Source organism: Achromobacter kerstersii (genome assembly GCF_902859595.1).
Taxonomy (GTDB): Bacteria; Pseudomonadota; Gammaproteobacteria; order Burkholderiales; family Burkholderiaceae_B; genus Achromobacter; species Achromobacter kerstersii.
In genome coordinates this window covers 473,898-490,684 of the sequence record NZ_CADIJQ010000001.1, presented here as the reverse complement: position 1 = coordinate 490,684, position 16,787 = coordinate 473,898, and the positions used below count along the sequence as shown (strand labels likewise).

Sequence of the window (16,787 nt, the reverse complement as noted above, 5' to 3'; positions counted from 1 at the left end):
AAGATCGTCGCTCAAATGGACATAGTCGGGGGGCCGCCGGTGTATCCGCAAGCGAAGCGCTATCGTTTCACGTTCACGCCCGTCAACGGTGCGGCGTTTGATGTCATCGAGTTCACGCTGGATGAGGCGCTGTCTGAGACCTATCGGCTAAGCGTCGACCTTTCCAGCTTCGATTCGGCGGTGGACTTTGGTTTGCTGTTGGATCAAGCCGCGTTATTCACGATCTGGCGCGGTGACGTGGCCCTGCGCCATGTGCATGGCATCGTCACCGAGCTCGAACAGGCAGGCACCGGTTTTCGGCGCACGCGCTATCGGGCAGTGCTTGAACCCTCTCTTTCTAGGGCAGCGCTTTGTTCCGACTGGCGCATCTACCAGCAGCTGTCCGTGCCAGAGATCATGGCGGATGTCGTCAAACGCCAGCGCATTACGGACTACGAACAGGTCACCACGAACGAGCATCTGCCGCGCGAATACTGCGTGCAGGCGGGTGATACCGATCTGGAGTTTCTGAACCGGCTTGCCGCCGAAGAAGGCTATTTCTACCGCTACGAACATACCGAGAAAAGCCATCGCTTGATTCATGGCGACCGCATCTACATTCACGGCGAGATTGCGGGCGGCCCGGTGGTTTACAACCCGATGCCGGGTGGCGATCAGCCTGAACCTGCCTTGCATCGCTTCACCTACGCCGAACGCGTGCGCACCGCGGTGCAAACCCAGCGCGACTACACCTACAGGCATCCGCGCTACAGCCAGGAACATTCTCCGGTCGCCACGGACTTGGCGCATCAAGACCGCCGCTACGAACGCTATGACTATCCTGGCCGCTATAAACGGGATGAAGCGGGCAAACCCTTCACTGAGTCTCGCCTGCTTGGCCGCCGCCGCGATGCGCGCATCGCCATCGTCGAAGGCGACGACGCGCGGCTGATTCCCGGTGTGGCCTTCGACCTGACCGGCCACCCGCGAGAAGACTGGAACCAAGGCTGGCGCCCCGTCCGCATGCGGCACCACGGCGTGCAGCACGCGAGCCAGGAAGAAGATGGTTTTGGTGCGGAGCAAGGCACGCAGTATGGCTACACCGCCGAACTCGTCCCCGACAAAGTCGACTGGAAGCCCGCACCCTGCCCCAAACCCCGCATTGATGGCCCGCAAATGGCCACCGTCGTCGGCCCGCCAAACGAAGAGATCTTTTGCGACGAGTGGGGCCGGGTCAAGGTGCAGTTTCCGTGGGACCGGCTGGGCGACAACGACGAACACAGCTCCTGCTGGATACGGGCGTCGCAAAACTGGGCGGGCGCGCTGTGGGGGCATATGGCGATTCCACGGATCGGCCAAGAAGTCGTCGTGCAATTCCTGAATGGCGATCCAGACCAGCCGCTGATCACCTCGCGGGCATACCGCGCGACGAATCTTCCGCCGTATGAACTGCCCCGTCACAACATCCTGCACACCATCAAGAGCAAGGAACACAAGGGCAACCGGGCGAATGAACTGCGCTTGGACGACACGTCAGCGCAGATCAGCGCGGCGTTGATGAGTGAGCACGGGGCGTCTGAACTGCATCTGGGCTATCTGACGCACCCAAGGCCAGCGGGCGGTGAACCTCGCGGCGAAGGGTTTGAGTTGCGGACGGATGATTACGGCGCGTTGCGCGCGGCGAAGGGGTTGCTGCTGACGACCGAGGCGCAACTGCGTGCCAAGGGTGGTCAGCTGGATCGTTCGGAGATTGTTGGGGTGCTGAATGCGGCGCTGGAACTGGCGCGCGAACTGGGAGCGTACGCGGGCCGTCACGAAGGCGTCGCACACGATGCCTTGGCGCAGCAGTCGCTGACCGAAGCGGTGAGAAATCTTGGTCACGGCGCTAACGATCAATCAGACGGCGCAGGCCAAGGCGATGCCGCCGCGCTGGCGCTCAGCGCCCCTGGCGGCATCGCAGCCGCCACGCCCGCCAGCCTGACGCTCAGCGCAGGCGAACACCTCGACAGCATCGCCCAGCACAATCAGCAAATCAGCGCAGGCGAGAAAGTCGTTGTCAACGCAGGCGGCGACATCAGCCTGTTCTCTCAAGGCGGCTCAATGCGCCACATCGCCCACCAAGGCGAAATGATCCTGCAAGCGCAGCACAACGCCATCCGCATTCAGGCAGACCAAAGCGCAGAGCTCACGTCCAGCAAACAACACGTGCTGATCGCCGCCGACAAGCACATCACGCTGCTTTGCGGCGGGGCGTATATCAAGATGGCCGATGGGAATGTTGAATTGGGCATGCCGGGCACTTTTTCGGTCAAGGCGGCACAGCACAACTTTTCGGGGCCGACCGGGCGCAGCGCCGAACTGCCTGCCTTCACCTCACCCGACGTCGCATCCGGCGACTATACCGGCCGGTTCCACATGCGCAAGACAGACGAACGCGCGTTCGAGCGCTACCGATATCGGATCATGGCGGGCGCCACGCTCCTGCAAGAGGGCATGACCGACCACAACGGAGAAACCGAAATCATCGATACCCCTCGCGCACGCAGTGTGCACACGTACAAGACCATCATGCGAGAGGATCAACGGCTATCCGAAGACCCCGAGCATCTGGTGGGCGAACTGGATGGCTCACGCGAGCACTTTCCTGAACACGGCCCCAGAGAAGAAGCCTTCCTGGATTTGCATAGCGAAGGAGACACCTGATGGCCGCCCCTGTCGTCGCAGCCCTCGTCTGGGGATACCGCGCCTATCGCGCATACGCCGCCTATGAAACCGCGCAAACCGCCATTGAAACGGCCGAAACCCTGGCACAGATCAGCCAGCGCAAAAAGGAAGTGCAAACCATCCTGAAAGACGTCATCAAAGGCATGAAAGAAGAGATCGACATCAAGAGCTCTACGTTCGTGCGCACGGGCGGCAACACGACGGTGTCGCGCGGGCGCAGCGAAAACGTGACCTTCAAACAGTACATCGAACGCAAGATACCGTTCCGGCCCGTGATCAGCACGGTCTGCCAGTGGGCGTTGAAGTCGCCATTGACAGTACCAAGAAGAATCCGCAAGAAGATCCCAGGAGACGTCATTGAAACCACGATTGATATCGCGTTAAAGCAAACCACCGCGTCACTGGTGTTTGAAGCCGTGGACGATTTGCTGGGCTGGCAAAGTCCGCTGAAGGCGGAGCCGAATTATAACGGCCGGTCTCGGGCAGCGATGCTGGGTCAGCCTGCGACTCGCCCGATGCGGATCAGCGAATACTTCCCGTTCTGGCCTCGCCCAAAGGGCAGCTTGGCGCCCGATCTGGTGATTGTGGAGTATCGCCAGCAACCGTTTGAAGTCGAAAACGTGTTCGCAGCGGTCGAGATCAAGTTTCCGAACGATTGGGTCAAACCTGATCAGATGAAGGACTACGTGCACCTCATGAACAACCAGACGCAAAAAGTCGCGCTATTACGCGTGCCGGAAGACTGCACAGGATATCGACCCTCTACCGCCAGCAACGACGTAAGAGCCGACGGGCGAAGCAGGAGAACGAAATGAGCACGAGCAGCCCATTGATTGACGATGACGAGTTGTTCGGCATGATCGAAGACCTGAAGAAATGGCCAAATACCGCCGTTGACAATGGTTCATTCGAACTATCCACGACGCCGTTCCTAACTTTCTATTTCTGCTACGACCCCGTCCATGCCATAGAGACCGCGCTGGCCATGATTGACGTCCATGAGGCCTTCGAAAAGCTCCTGGGCTATCCCTATACCGTCGCCACACATCCGGACTCCTCACGGCCGCATCCCTATGGCTCGAAACGCCTTGGGGACATACGGGAGTGGGCCAGGAAGATCCCGGTCAATAGAGCATTCACGGTCAACTTTACGGACGAAAAGAACCATCAAACCTCGCCTACGCATTCTGCCTATCTCTGGCGGACATCCGATTGGGGTGATGAAGAACAAGGCTATTCCTCCATCCAATTCTGCTACCGCTGGCAATGGTGGCTGGACAACCAAGACAAATGGCGCGAGTTCGTGCTCGCCGCCATCAGGCGACTGAAACCAGCACAGGTTTATAGCGGCTTTGCGATTGCCAACCCTTTGGCATTCGGCATGCGTTCCGAAGTGGCCGTCTGGGACAGAGCATTGGCGCCTCACTTTTACGGCCTGGACACCGACGACACCTTCGGCATGACCTTCCTGCCCGAACTTCCGTCGGGCATTCGGCCCCCAACATGGGGCTTCTTCCTATCCGACATCTGGCGAGAAAAACTCTCAGTGTCTCGTGAAGACGTCGTCGCTCACCTAAACGACCCGCGGATCCGCATCGAAACACTCAGTAGCGGGCAGTGGATAGAACTTGGCTCGCAACCGGATCTGTATCCCGTGGAACTGGGCGTGCCCGAACTTCCGGCTCTGCTCAATCGTCTGCTCAGACGCATCCGCCACCCGCAGCTCGACCTCGTCGGATTCGGCGAATGGGACGGAGATCCAAACGAACGCTTCAACCGCCTCGACACGCAGCGCTGGCTGGCACGTTTTGATGACGATAGTGATTGGCCAACGCCGGAGATTCGCGGCCTGACCCCGGGCAGTCCACCCCTCGAACCCACTGCTACCCACGTCGTGGTGGGTGAGCCGATTCCTTCGGAAGGCTGGTGGTACACGCTCGCCAAGACACATTCCCGCCGCCACTTCAAAGCTGGAGAGTTCGCACCGCCGGTCTCGCAAAACGCCGCTCGAGGCCGCGTCATCTGGCAGCGCGACATTGATCAACGCGCACCCGAACCGGAACCGGCGCGGCAGGCAAAGACCGGCCAACCCGCTCCACGCGCCGGCCGATGGCGCGCCGACGAGAAAGGATCGATCTTGTGCACCGTCACTAAACATGAACCGCTGCCGGCTTATCAAGGCCAGCCGGTGACGTGGCATTGGATGCAAGACGATACGACCACCGAACCGACCACCCCCGTGCGCGTACGCTCAGGCCAACCCTGCCCCTACCCCGGCACCTGGACCTGCGAAGAATTCCCGACCGGCCCGCAAACCTTCATGCATCAAGTCAGCATGCCTCAAATGAATCAACAGGACGTGACCTGGGTAATGGTCAAGTTCCTGCGCTAGGGAGACACCTGATGGCCGCCCCTGTCGCCGCTGCCCTCATCTGGGGCTACCGCGCCTATCGCGCCTACGCCGCCTATGAAACCGCGCAAACCGCCATTGAATCGGCCGAAACTCTGGCGCAGATCAGCCAGCGAAAAAAGGAAGTCGAGACCATCCTGAAAGACGTCATCAAAGGCATGAAAGAGGAGATCGACATCAAGAGCTCTACGTTCGTGCGCACGGGCGGCAATACGACGGTGTCGCGCGGGCGCAGCGAAAACGTGACCTTCAAACAGTACATCGAACGCAAGATCCCGTTCCGGCCCGTGATCAGCACGGTCTGCCAGTGGGCGTTGAAGTCGCCATTGACAGTACCAAGAAGAATCCGCAAGAAGATCCCCGGCGACGTCATTGAAACCACGATTGATATCGCGTTAAAGCAGACCACCGCGTCATTGGTGTTTGAAGCCGTGGACGATTTGCTGGCCTGGCAAAGTCCGCTGAAGGCGGAGCCGAATTACAACGGCACGTCGTTTGCCGCCATGCTGGGTGAGCCATCCACGCGGCCAAAACGGATCAGCAAATATTTTCCTTTTTGGCCCCGCCCGAAAGGAAGCCTGGCGCCGGATCTGGTGATTGTGGAGTATCGCCAGCAGCCGTTTGAAGTTGAAAACGTATTTGCAGCGGTCGAGATCAAGTTTCCGAACGATTGGGTCAAGAAAAAGCAGATAGAAGACTACGTACTGTTGATGAGCCGCGACAGCCAAAAGGTGGCGCTTTTGCGGGTGCCGGAAGACTGCACGGGCTATCACCCATCTTCAACAGAAAATGACAAGCAAGGCGGACGACATGGCAGGAGAGGAAGATGAGCGCGAGCAACCCGTTGATTGATGACGATGATCTTGCTGGCATGATCGAAGACCTGAAGAAATGGCCGAATACCGCCAGTCACAACGGTTCCTTCGAATTGGCGGTCACGCCTTTCCTGACGTTCTACTTCAACTACCCGCCTGATCATGTCCTGCAGACCACGCTGGAGATGATCGATATCCACGAGGACTTTGAAAAGTGCTTGGGCTATCCCTACACCATCGCTACGCACCCGGATTCGGAACGCCCTCACCCTTATGGTTCAGCGCGACTAGGTGATGTGCGGAATTGGGCTCGAAAAACGCCAGTTAACAGGTCCTTTACCGTCGAGTTCACTGACGAAAAGAACCATCAAAGCTCTCCCACCCACGCCGCCTATCTATGGCGAAAGTCCGACAGGGGCAACGAAGAGCAGGACTACTCAAGCATCCAGTTCTACTACCGTTGGCAATGGTGGTTGGATAACAAGGATGCTTGGCGGCGATTTGTCCTGCACACCATTGGCCGGCTGAAACCCGCCCAGGTTTATAGCGGGTTCGCCATGGGTAACCCGCTGGAATTTGGAATGCGTTCCGAAACGGCAGTCTGGGATCGCGCGCTTGCGCCGCATTTCTACGGATTGGACACAGATTATCCATTTGGAATGGCCTTTACGCCCGGACTGCCCGCAGGCATCCGCCCCCCCACCTGGGGCTTCTTCCTGTCCGACATCTGGCGCGAAAAACTTTCGGTCTCCCGCGAAGACGTTATCGCTCATCTCAACGACCCACGCATCCGCATCGACACGCTCAGCTGCGGGCAGTGGATTGAACTGGGTCCGCAACCTGAGCTGTATCCCGTTGAACGCGGCGTGCCTGAACTTCCCGTTCTGCTCAACCGTCTGCTCAGGCGCATCCGGCATCCGCAACTGGAACTGACTGGCTTTGGTGAATGGGATGGCGACCCGAACGAATATTTCGACCGCATCGACACCCAGCGCTGGCTGGCGCGCTTCGATGGCGATAGTGATTGGCCAACGCCCGAGATTCGCGGCCTGACCCCGGGCGACCCACCCGTCGAGCCTACGGCCACCCACGTCGTCGTGGGGGAGCCGATTCCTTCGGACGGCTGGTGGTACACGCTCGCCAAGACACATTCCCGCCGTTACTTCAAGGCCGGAGAGTTCGCACCGCCGGTCTCGCAAAACGCCTCTCGAGGCCGCGTTATCTGGCAGCGCGACATTGATCAACGCGCACCCGAACCGGAACCGGCGCGGCAGGCAAAGACCGGTCAACCCGCTCCACGCGCCGGCCGATGGCGCGCCGACGAGAAAGGATCGATCTTGTGCACCGTCGCTAAGGATGAACCGCTGCCGGCTTATCAAGGCCAGCCGGTGACGTGGCATTGGATGCAAGACGATACGACCACCGAACCGACCCCAGCCGTGCGGGTGCGCTCAGGCCAACCCTGCCCCTACCCCGGCACCTGGACCTGCGAAGAATTCCCGACCGGCCCGCAAACCTTCATGCATCAAACCCTCATGCCCCGCATCAACGGGCAGGACGTGACGTGGGTGATGGTGAGGTTTCTACGTTGACACTCCTTCCCCCTTCAACTCCCTATCCACCACCTCCCGCGTCAGCGTAGGCACGAACATTTCAATGAAATGAAACGCATACCCGCGCAGCCACGCGCCGCGGCGGATTGCCAGGCGGGTCAGGTTGATCTCGAATAGATGGCGGGCGTCGATGGCGCACAGGCGGGTGTCGCGTTCGGCGTCCCAGGCTACCGCGGCCACGATACCCACGCCCAACTCCAGTTCGACGTAGGTCTTGATGACGTCCGCGTCCATGGCGGTCATGACGATATCCGGCGTGATGCCGGCGCGCGCGAAAGCTTCGTCGATGTGGGCGCGGCCGGTGTAGCCGCGGCCGTAGGTGATGATCGGGTAGCGCGACAGCTGCGACAGGCTGATGCCGTCGTGCTGGTGTTCCAGCGGATGGCCGCGCGGCACGATGATGCTGTGGCTCCAGCGGTAGCACGGCAGGTTCACCAGGCCGGGATAGTCGGCCACGGCTTCGGTTGCCACGCCGATGTCGGCCTCGCCTTCCAGCAGCATTTCCGAGACTTGCTTGGGCGAGCCCTGGTGCAGATGCAGCACCACATCGGGGTAACGCTGGCGGAATTCCTTGATGACGGGGGGCAAGGCGTAGCGCGCTTGCGAGTGCGTGGCCGCAATCGACAGCACGCCCTTGCGGCTGTCGGCGTACTCCGCGCCCGCGTGACGGATGTTGTCCGCGCATTGCAGAATCTGCTCGACCAGCGGCAGAATCAGTTCGCCGGGCGGGGTCAGGCCGATCAGGCGTTTGCCTGAGCGCACGAAGATGTCTACGCCCACCTCTTCTTCCAGCTCACGGATCTGCCGGCTGACGCCGGGTTGAGACGTGTGCAGGCTTTCCGAGACGTCGGTCAGGTTGAAGTCCTGGCGCACGGCTTCGCGCACCGAACGCAGTTGCTGGAAGTTCATCGCGCGCCTTCAGCCCAGAAAGGCCAGTTGATTGCCGGACGGATCTTTCACATACATGACGCGCGGCAGCGCGTCGGGCAGCGAACAGACCGGGTAGTGGCCCGCCTGGCGCAGGCGCGCCAGGATCTCGTCGTAGGCTTGGGTCTTGATGGCGAGGTAATCGGGTTTGACGCTGCGGCTGACCTCGTCAACCGGAGACAGCGACAAGGTGGCGTCGCCCAGCGCAAAGAGCAGGCGCTGGTCACCAGCGCTTGCCATTTCGTCCAGGCCGATGACGCGATGATAGAAATCCCGCACGGCTTGCTCCCGATGCGACAAGAACGGAAGCTGTACGGATTCGATCGAAATAGAAGGTGTCATGCCCTGCTGCCAGCCATGGAACAGGGCAAATTCTAGTACCCGAAGGTACAACCGGACAAAGAGGTTGTAATTGCTTCTACATAGCCAGAAACCCTAAAGCGCGAGGCTTATTTGCATATGCGTTATGCGCTACGGCGCAAGGCGTCACGGGTGACGCTGAAGGCGCGTTCCAGGTCGCCGATCAGGTCCTGCGGGTGCTCCAGTCCGATGTGCAGGCGCACGACGGATGGCTTGCCCGCCCCTTGTTGCCAGACGCTGTGTTCGGCCAGCCGTTCGGGCGCAGCTTCAAGCGCCAGGCTTTCGTAGCCGCCCCAGGAAGCGCCGATCGAGAAGTAGCGCAGCGCGTCGATGAAGCGAGAGGCCGCCGCTGGGTCTGCGTTGCCGAACGCAAACGACACCAAGCCGCTTGCGCCGCTGAAGTCGCGCCGCCACAAGGCATGGCCGGGGTCTTGCGGCAACGCCGGGTAGAAGACTTGGGCCACGTCCCCATGACCCGCCAGATACTCCGCCACGGCCAGCGCATTGGTCTGATGCCGCGCCAGGCGCACATCCAGCGTGCGCAGGCCGCGCAAGGTCAGATAGGCGTCGTCGGCGCCCACCGACAGGCCCAATGCGTCGTAGGTAACGCCGATCTTGCGCGCGAGTTCGGCGCTGTCGACGGTGACCACGCCCATCATCACGTCCGAATGCCCGGCCAGGTATTTGGTGGCGGCCTGAATGGAGAGGTTCGCGCCCAGCGCCAGCGGCTGGTAGTACAGCCCGCCGCTCCAGGTGTTGTCAGCGGCCACCAGCACGCCATGCCGGCGCGCGGTGGCGGCAAGCGCGGGCAGGTCCAGCACTTCGAACAACAGCGAGCTGGGGGATTCCAGATACAGCAGACGCGTGTTCGGGCGTATCAGGGACTCCAGCGTGTCTTGCGAGGGCGAAAAGTATTCCACTTGGACGCCGTAGCGTTGCAGCAGCGATTTATCCACCTTGCGCACTGGCGAATACACGCTGTCGGCCACCAGCGCATGGTCGCCGGGCGCAAGCGTGGCCAGCAACACCAACGTAATCGCCGACAGGCCCGACGGCGCCAGCACCGTGCGATGCCCGCCTTCCAGCGAGGCCACGGCTTCCTCCAGCGCCTGATGCGTGTCCAGGCCATGGCGGCCATAGGTGGCCACGCGATCGCCGGCGGCACGCAGCTTGTTCAAGGCGGCCTGCGCGGCGGTGTCGGCAAAACGTACCGTGCTGGTGCGCACGACGGGCACGTTGACCGGCCCAGCGCCGTTCTTCAATTCAGGCGAGCCGGCATGCACGAGCCGCGTCTGGACGTGGGCTTGGGGTTGATCGTGCGCTTTGCCATGGGCTTGGGCTTGGCCGTGCGCCTGGCCGTGCGCTTGGCCTTGGGCTTGGGTTTGCTCTTGGCTCATACACGCACCTCTTGACCCGGTTTCATCTGGGTGGCGTTGTAGTTCAGGATCTGGCCGGTAGCCAGGTCGATACCAATCCGGCCTGACAGGGTCTCTAAAGGCTGGCCGTACAGATGGAAATGCAGCGTAGGCGATTCGCCCGTGACGTGGATGCTGTGAATGTCATCAGGCAGAAACGACAATGACTGCCCTGGCTGCACCACCACTTCGCGCACCTGTTCCAACGTCGCCCGGCCCGCCTGCGAACCGTCGTCGCTGCGGCGGTAGACGCGGTTCAGCTCTTGCCCGGACAAGGCCACGATCACCGCCCAGGTCGTGTGGTTATGCGGCAAGGTGGTCTTGCCCGGGTTGATGGAATTCAGATACAGCGCCGGCACGCCCGGCGCGTCGTCGGGGTTCAGCCGGTAGCGCGTGGACGCGCCCACGCCCTGCCCGGCTGCGGGCGGCGGGAAGTCAGACGCGGGAAACAGCTCGCGATGTTGCGCCAGTTGCTCCAGGCGCGTGGTAACCGCTGCCAGTTGTTCGCGGGTCACGATGTCGGACTTCAGCAGTTGGCGGATGTCAGACAGCGCCGTTTGCACCTGCTGGCGGCGGCGCGAGGAAATTGCGGATTCGGTGGTCATGATGAAGATCGCTCCAAAGGGGTCATACCGCCAGACGCAGCGGGTCGAACGTCAGATAGTTGGCGATGGGGTCCGGCGCCGGTTTGCGCGCGGCAGCCGCGCCGGATGAACGTTGCAGGAACGCGCGGGTGCGCTCGCTTTGTGGCGCGCCAAAGATGCGCGACGGCGGGCCGTGCTCGACGATGCGGCCGGCTTCGGTGAAGTACACGGTGTCGCTGACCTCTTCGGCAAAGCGCATTTCGTGGGTGACGAGCATGCAGGTCAGGCCGTCTTGCACCAAGTCGCGAATCACGGTCAGCACTTCGCCGACCATTTCAGGGTCCAGCGCGGACGTCACCTCGTCGAACAGGATCAGTTCAGGTTGCATCGTCAGCGCGCGCGCAATCGCCACGCGCTGTTGCTGGCCGCCCGAGAGTTCACCGGGATAGGCGCGTTCCTTGTGTTCCATCCTGACTTTGGCCAATAGCTCGCGCGCCCGCGCCTCGGCCTGCGCACGCGGCTGGCCGCCGACTTTGATGGGCGAGATCACCAGGTTTTCAAGCACGCTCAGGTGCGGAAACAGGTTGTACTGCTGGAACACAAAGCCCACGCGTTTGCGCAGCGCGATGAAGTCGGATTCTGTTTTCAGGGCATCGACGTGCACGCCTCCCACTTGGATGGCGCCGCGCTGCGGACGCAGCAGTCCCGTGATGCAACGCAGGATGGTGGATTTGCCCGAGCCCGACGGGCCGATGATCGACACCGCCTGGCCTTGCTTGACCTCGACGTCGATGCCTTTCAAGACTTCGGTGTCGCCAAAGGCCAGATGCACATCGCGCAGGCTGACCAGCGGATTAAGTTCAATGATGTTCATGGCGTCGTTCCAGATACCGCGTCCAACGCGCGATGGGATAGCAATAGGCGAAGAAAAGCGCCAATAGCGTGAAATAGACCAGGATGGTGAAGTCGCTGCGCGCGACGGTGTTGCTGGCCACGGTGGCCGTGTCGACCAGATCGTGCACGCCCACCAGCGAGGCCAGCGACGTGCTCATCGTGATGCTGGCCATCAGGTTCATCCACGACGGCAGCATGCGCCGCACGCATTGGGGCAACACGATCATGCGAAAGATCTGCGTCCGGCGAAACGCCAGCGACTGCGCGGCTTCCCACTGCGCGCTGGGAATCGACTGAATCGCCCCGCGAAAGATCTCGGCCACGTTGGCGCTGGCGGGCAAGCCCAGCCCGATCACCACCTTGATCCAATCCGGAAACGGCAGATACCAGCCCGCCAGGTTCACTTCAAACGGGAACACATACGTTGTGAAATAGACCAGCACCAGAATGGGCGCATTGCGAAACAGCAGCACATAGGCTCGCGTCAGTCGGCGCAGCACGGCGGACGGTGATAGCGACAACGCGCCCACCACCAGCCCCGCCACCGTGCCCAACGCCATCGCCAACATGCTGATCTGGATGTTCATGCCCAGCCCGCGCAACAAGGCGGGCGACCAATGCCACAGCGCCTGCACGGCGGCGGGCGTGGTGCCGGTGGCGGCCCACGTCAGGCCCAGCGCGGCAAACGCCAGCAACAGCACGAACCAGGGGTCGCGCACCAAGGCGGGCAGGAATCCGCCAGACGTGCGGCCACGGTTGGCGTTCAAGGCAAGTTCATTGGCCATAGCCGGGCATCCTCAAACGGTCTTCCAGCCACCGGCCCGCCACGCTGACCAGCCACGTCAGCAAGCCGAAATACAGCAGGATCAGCAGCAGAAGCTCAAGCACGTTGTCGCGGTGCGACCAGATCATGATGGATTCATACGTGACGTCGCCCACCGCAATGGCCGAGGCAATGGCCGTCATCTTCACCAGGTCCACCAGGTTGTTCACCAGCGCGGGCAAGGCGAAGCGCACCGCCAGTGGCAGCTGCACCTGCGTCAGGATCTGGCGGCGCGAAAACGCCAGCGAACGCGCCGCTTCCATCGTTACCGACGGCACGGCTTCGATGCCGGCGCGCAGCGCTTCGGCGTGGAACACGCCTTTGTGCAGCGCCACCACGATCACCACCCAGGCAAACGGGGTGATGGGATTGCCGCCGCCCAGCTTCTGCGTGATCAGCATGTTCAGCACCAGAAACGCGCAATACAGCTGCACCAGCGTCGGCGTGTTGCGCGTGACTTCCACAAACGCCTGCAAGGGCCGCGCCAGCCACGGGCGGCCGCTAGTCAAGGCGGCTGCGATCAACACGCCGAACAACAGGCTGACCGGGATGGTCCATGCGCACAGTTGCAGCGTCACCCACAGCCCATGGCCGAACGCGGACAATTCAGCCGGGTCCTGCACGAAGCTGTAGTTAAGGCCCAGCGGCTTGAAGAAGCCCACCCAGGCCTGCAAGACCGATTCGATCATGCGGCGGCCTCCAGCACGTCAGGCGGCGCCAAGGCCGCCACCGCGCGTCCAATGCGTGTGATGGCGGCATCGATGTTCGCGTCCGATGCGGCGAACGACAGTCGCAAATACGGCGACAAGCCATAAGCCGCACCCCGCACCACCGCCACGCCTTCGGCTTCCAGCAACCAATCGACGACATCCCCATCATGTTCGATGCGTTGTCCATCGGGGCGCGCGGCGCCGATCAGGCCCGCCACCCCGATCCAGGCAAAGAACGAGCCCTGCGGCGCATGCACCTGCAAGCCCGGCACGCTGCTTAAGCCTTGAACTACCCGCTGCGCGCGCCGCTCGTAAGCCTGTCTTGCGGTATCAACGAAGTCATCCGCCACGCCTTGCAACGCCGCCAGCGCCGCGGCCTGGCCCAGTGAACTTGGGCCGGACGACACCTGCGACTGCACCGCCTCCAGCGCATGAATCAAGGCTAGCGGGCCCGTGCCCCAGCCGATGCGCCAACCCGTCATCGCGTACGCCTTGGATACCCCGTTGACGACCAGCGTGCGGCCCGCCAGATCGGGCGCCACGCGCAGCAGCTGCGCGGGCGGCTGGCCAAACCAGATTTCTTCGTACATCTCGTCCCACAACACCAGCACATGCGGCGCGGCGCGCAGCACGCCGGACAGGGCTTGCAGCTCGGCCGCCGAATACACCGCGCCAGACGGATTGCCCGGCGAGTTCAGGATCAGCCACTTGGTGCGCGGCGTGATGGCATCGCGCAGGGCCTGCGGCGTCAGCTTGAAGCCGTCTTCGGCCAAGGTATTCACCACCACCGGCACGCCGCCATTGATGCGGACGGCATCCGGAAACGTGGGCCAGTATGGGGCGGGCACGATGACTTCGTCTCCATCGTCCAGCGTGGCGTTGAGCGCCAGGTAGATCACCTGCTTGCCGCCGTTGGAGATGATGACGTTGGACGCGTTGACGTCCAGCCCGTGCCGGTTGCGATAGCCGTCCGCCACGGCGCGGCGCAGCGCCGCCGTGCCCGCCGTGGGCGTGTACTTGGTCTGGCCTTGTTCCAGCGCTGCGCGCGCGGCGTCCTTGATGGGCGCCGGTGTGTCAAAGTCGGGCTCGCCAGACGTCAACACGATGATGGATCGGCCTTCGGCGGCCAGCCGCGCCGCGCGGGCGCCGGCGGCGGCAATGGGAGACAGCTCGGCGCTGCGGGCGCGGCGCGATAAGGCGCCGGGAAACAGGGTTGCGGTCATGTCAGCACCTTTCCGGGATTCATCAGGTTCAAAGGGTCCAGCGCCTGCTTGATACGGCGCATCAGCGCCAGTTCCAGCGGGCTCTTGTAAAGCGGCAGCGCATCACGCTTGACCTGGCCGATGCCATGCTCGGCGCTGATCGACCCGCCTTGCGCATGCGCCTGGGCATGCACCACGTCATGGATGCGGTCTTCAAGGTCGAACAGATGGCGCACGGGGCGCGCCAGGTTGTGCGACACGTTGTAGTGCAGGTTGCCGTCGCCAAGATGGCCAAACGCCATAGGGCGCAGGCCGGCGTCCAGCGTGTGCAGCGCATCGGCCGTGGCCCGCAGAAAGGCCGGCACGCGAGAGATTGGCACCGAGATATCGTGCTTGACGTTGCCGCCGTCGCGCGCCTGCGCGACACCAATGGCTTCGTCACGCAAGCGCCAGAAGGCGGCCGATTGCTGCAAGTTGTGCGCGATCACCGCGTCGGCCAGCAGGCCGGCTTCCAGCGCTTCCTGCCCCAGCCGCAGCAATGCCGCGCCCGCGCCTTCCGGGCTTTCCGACGCGGCTTCCAGCAAGGCATACCAGGGCTGGCCCAAGCCGGGCAAGGGCTGCGGCTGCTCCGGCACGTGCAGCGCCACCAGGTCCAGCACCGGCTGGCTGATCAGTTCGAACCCCGTCAACGACGCGCCCAGCCGCTGCCGCGCCAGCGATAGAAACGACAGCGCCGCGTCGATGGACGGAAAGGCCACGAACGCGCTGCCCTGCCCGGCCGGCAAGGGATACAGCTTGAGCGTGGCTGCTGTGATGACACCCAGCGTGCCTTCACTGCCGATGTATAAGTCCCGAAGCGAATAGCCGGTGTTGTCCTTGCGCAGCCCGCGCAAGCCGTTCCAGATGTCGCCTTCGGCCGTCACCACTTCCAGGCCCAGCGTCAGTTCGCGTGTGTTGCCGTAGCGCAGCACCTGTGTGCCGCCGGCGTTCGTCGACAAGTTGCCGCCAATGGTGCAACTGCCCTCTGAGCCCAGGCTCAAGGGAAACAGCCGGTTCGCCTGGCGCGCCGCATCTTGAACGGCGGCCAGCACACAGCCGGCCTGCACGGTGATGGTGTCGTTGTCCGTGTCCAGCGCCAGCACGCGGTTCAAGCGGCCCAACGACAACAGCACCGCCTGCCCGCCCGCATCGGGCGTGGCGCCGCCCATCAAGCCCGTGTTGCCACCCTGCGGCACGACGGGCACGCCGGCCGCGCGGCACAGCCGCAACACGGCGGCCACTTCTTCGGCGTCTGCCGGACGCGCCACCGCCAGCGCCTGTCCGTGCAGGCGGCCGCGCTGGTCGGTCAGGTACGGCGCGGCGTCCGCGCCTGTCCAGACCCAGTAGTGGCCCAGGCGGGCGCGCAACGCCGCCAAGAGGGAATCGGCAACGGCCGCCGTCATGGCTTGGCCTGCGCCTCGGGCGGCGCACTGTCGAACTTGCCCGTCTGCGCCTGGGCGGTGGCTTGTTTCAGGTAGTCGGCCGGCACGCCGTAGCGGTCGGCTTCCTTTACCAGCAGGCCCGTCTTCAGCCAGTCGCGAATGACGCCGTCAACAAAGGCGCGCGTGTCGGCTTCGTTGCGCCGCGTCCAGATCACCGTTGGCGACGGAATCAGCTGGTCGGATGTCGCCAGTTCAAAGTCCTTCCATTCCCCGCCATTGGGGCCGTGCAGCGTTTCATACAGCGCGGGCTGGATGTGTACCGACGCGTCGCAACTGCCGCCCTTCAGCGCCAGCAACGACTCGGGAATATTGCGCAAGCCCTTGACCACCGCGCCGTACGTGTCCTGCAAGGGCTTGGCGAAGTTGCTGCCTTGCGACACGCACGCGACCTTGCCCTTCAGGTCTTCCCAACGCTTGATGCCGCTTTGCTTGGACACCATCGCCGCGCCGCCCACCAGGTTGTAGGGCGTGGGCGCGTAGCTCAGGATTTCGCTGCGTTCCTGCGTCCACTGAATGTTGGCGATCAGCAGATCCACCTTGCCCGCCTGCAGGAACTGCACGCGCGTGGACGCGGTGACGGGCACGGTTTCCAGGCTGACGCCCAGGCGCTTGGCGATGTCCGCGCCCAGGTCCGTCTGAAAGCCGCCCACCTTGCCGGTGGCCGGGTCCAGAATGCCAAACGGCGGGCTGGCGCCGTCCACGCCGATCACGATCTTGCCGCGCTGCTTGATCTTGTCCAGGGTCGCGTCAGCATGCGCGGCGCCGGACACGGCCAACGCGGCCATACCCGCCAACGCCAACACGGCGCCCATCTTGTTGCCAAGGTGCTTCATCTTGTTCTTCCGTTCTG

General features: G+C 62.8%; 15 protein-coding genes. 5 read left to right on the top strand and 10 right to left on the bottom strand.

Annotated elements, in window-relative coordinates; translation table 11 throughout:
- Window positions 1-15: 15 nt before the first annotated feature.
- Genes HV765_RS02185 through HV765_RS02165 form a run of 5 tightly spaced genes read left to right on the top strand, consistent with a single transcriptional unit; the run spans window position 16 to window position 7,520 of the window.
- A complete protein-coding gene (locus tag HV765_RS02185) occupies window positions 16-2,682 on the top strand; it encodes a type VI secretion system Vgr family protein (protein WP_175168616.1) in 2,667 nt (888 codons plus the stop codon).
- Window positions 2,682-3,518, top strand: coding sequence for a VRR-NUC domain-containing protein (locus HV765_RS02180; protein ID WP_175168615.1), 837 nt, complete (start codon window positions 2,682-2,684; stop codon window positions 3,516-3,518). Before HV765_RS02185 ends, HV765_RS02180 begins: the two co-directional genes overlap by 1 nt.
- Window positions 3,515-5,095, top strand: a complete 1,581-nt coding sequence (locus HV765_RS02175; RefSeq protein ID WP_175168614.1) for a type VI immunity family protein — start codon at window positions 3,515-3,517, stop codon at window positions 5,093-5,095. The genes HV765_RS02180 and HV765_RS02175 overlap by 4 nt, the downstream gene beginning before the upstream one ends.
- Before the next feature lie 11 nt (window positions 5,096-5,106).
- The gene (locus tag HV765_RS02170) at window positions 5,107-5,943 is read left to right on the top strand and encodes a VRR-NUC domain-containing protein (protein ID WP_175168613.1); all 837 of its coding nucleotides are present in this window, start codon (window positions 5,107-5,109) and stop codon (window positions 5,941-5,943) included.
- A complete protein-coding gene (locus tag HV765_RS02165) occupies window positions 5,940-7,520 on the top strand; it encodes a type VI immunity family protein (protein ID WP_175168612.1) in 1,581 nt (526 codons plus the stop codon). The genes HV765_RS02170 and HV765_RS02165 overlap by 4 nt, the downstream gene beginning before the upstream one ends.
- Here the strand turns inward: HV765_RS02165 and HV765_RS02160 are convergent.
- From HV765_RS02160 to HV765_RS02115, 10 genes are all read right to left on the bottom strand, one after another.
- Window positions 7,512-8,450 (bottom strand): CysB family HTH-type transcriptional regulator, encoded by a 939-nt coding sequence (locus HV765_RS02160; RefSeq protein ID WP_054427604.1) that lies wholly within the window; start codon window positions 8,448-8,450, stop codon window positions 7,512-7,514. The two genes, HV765_RS02165 and HV765_RS02160, sit on opposite strands and share 9 nt — an antisense overlap.
- Before the next feature lie 9 nt (window positions 8,451-8,459).
- Window positions 8,460-8,810, bottom strand: a complete 351-nt coding sequence (locus HV765_RS02155; protein WP_175168611.1) for a VOC family protein — start codon at window positions 8,808-8,810, stop codon at window positions 8,460-8,462.
- Window positions 8,811-8,932: 122 nt separating this feature from the next.
- Window positions 8,933-10,225 carry a cystathionine beta-lyase gene (metC, locus tag HV765_RS02150; RefSeq protein WP_254600405.1) on the bottom strand — a complete coding sequence of 431 codons (1,293 nt, stop codon included), beginning with the start codon at window positions 10,223-10,225 and terminating at the stop codon, window positions 8,933-8,935.
- On the bottom strand, window positions 10,222-10,848 hold the full coding sequence (locus HV765_RS02145; RefSeq protein WP_175168610.1) for a cysteine dioxygenase family protein: 627 nt from the start codon (window positions 10,846-10,848) through the stop codon (window positions 10,222-10,224). The genes metC and HV765_RS02145 overlap by 4 nt, the downstream gene beginning before the upstream one ends.
- A 22-nt stretch (window positions 10,849-10,870) precedes the next feature.
- The gene (locus tag HV765_RS02140) at window positions 10,871-11,701 is read right to left on the bottom strand and encodes an amino acid ABC transporter ATP-binding protein (protein ID WP_175168609.1); all 831 of its coding nucleotides are present in this window, start codon (window positions 11,699-11,701) and stop codon (window positions 10,871-10,873) included.
- Window positions 11,688-12,506 (bottom strand): amino acid ABC transporter permease, encoded by an 819-nt coding sequence (locus tag HV765_RS02135; RefSeq protein ID WP_175168608.1) that lies wholly within the window; start codon window positions 12,504-12,506, stop codon window positions 11,688-11,690. The genes HV765_RS02140 and HV765_RS02135 overlap by 14 nt, the downstream gene beginning before the upstream one ends.
- Window positions 12,496-13,233, bottom strand: coding sequence for an amino acid ABC transporter permease (locus tag HV765_RS02130; protein WP_054427610.1), 738 nt, complete (start codon window positions 13,231-13,233; stop codon window positions 12,496-12,498). The genes HV765_RS02135 and HV765_RS02130 overlap by 11 nt, the downstream gene beginning before the upstream one ends.
- Entirely contained in the window at window positions 13,230-14,477 is a 1,248-nt protein-coding gene (locus tag HV765_RS02125; protein WP_175168607.1) for a pyridoxal phosphate-dependent aminotransferase, read from the bottom strand. Before HV765_RS02125 ends, HV765_RS02130 begins: the two co-directional genes overlap by 4 nt.
- On the bottom strand, window positions 14,474-15,898 hold the full coding sequence (locus HV765_RS02120; RefSeq protein WP_175168606.1) for an FAD-binding oxidoreductase: 1,425 nt from the start codon (window positions 15,896-15,898) through the stop codon (window positions 14,474-14,476). Before HV765_RS02120 ends, HV765_RS02125 begins: the two co-directional genes overlap by 4 nt.
- The gene (locus HV765_RS02115) at window positions 15,895-16,770 is read right to left on the bottom strand and encodes a transporter substrate-binding domain-containing protein (RefSeq protein ID WP_254600404.1); all 876 of its coding nucleotides are present in this window, start codon (window positions 16,768-16,770) and stop codon (window positions 15,895-15,897) included. Before HV765_RS02115 ends, HV765_RS02120 begins: the two co-directional genes overlap by 4 nt.
- Between the last annotated feature and the right edge of the window lie 17 nt (window positions 16,771-16,787).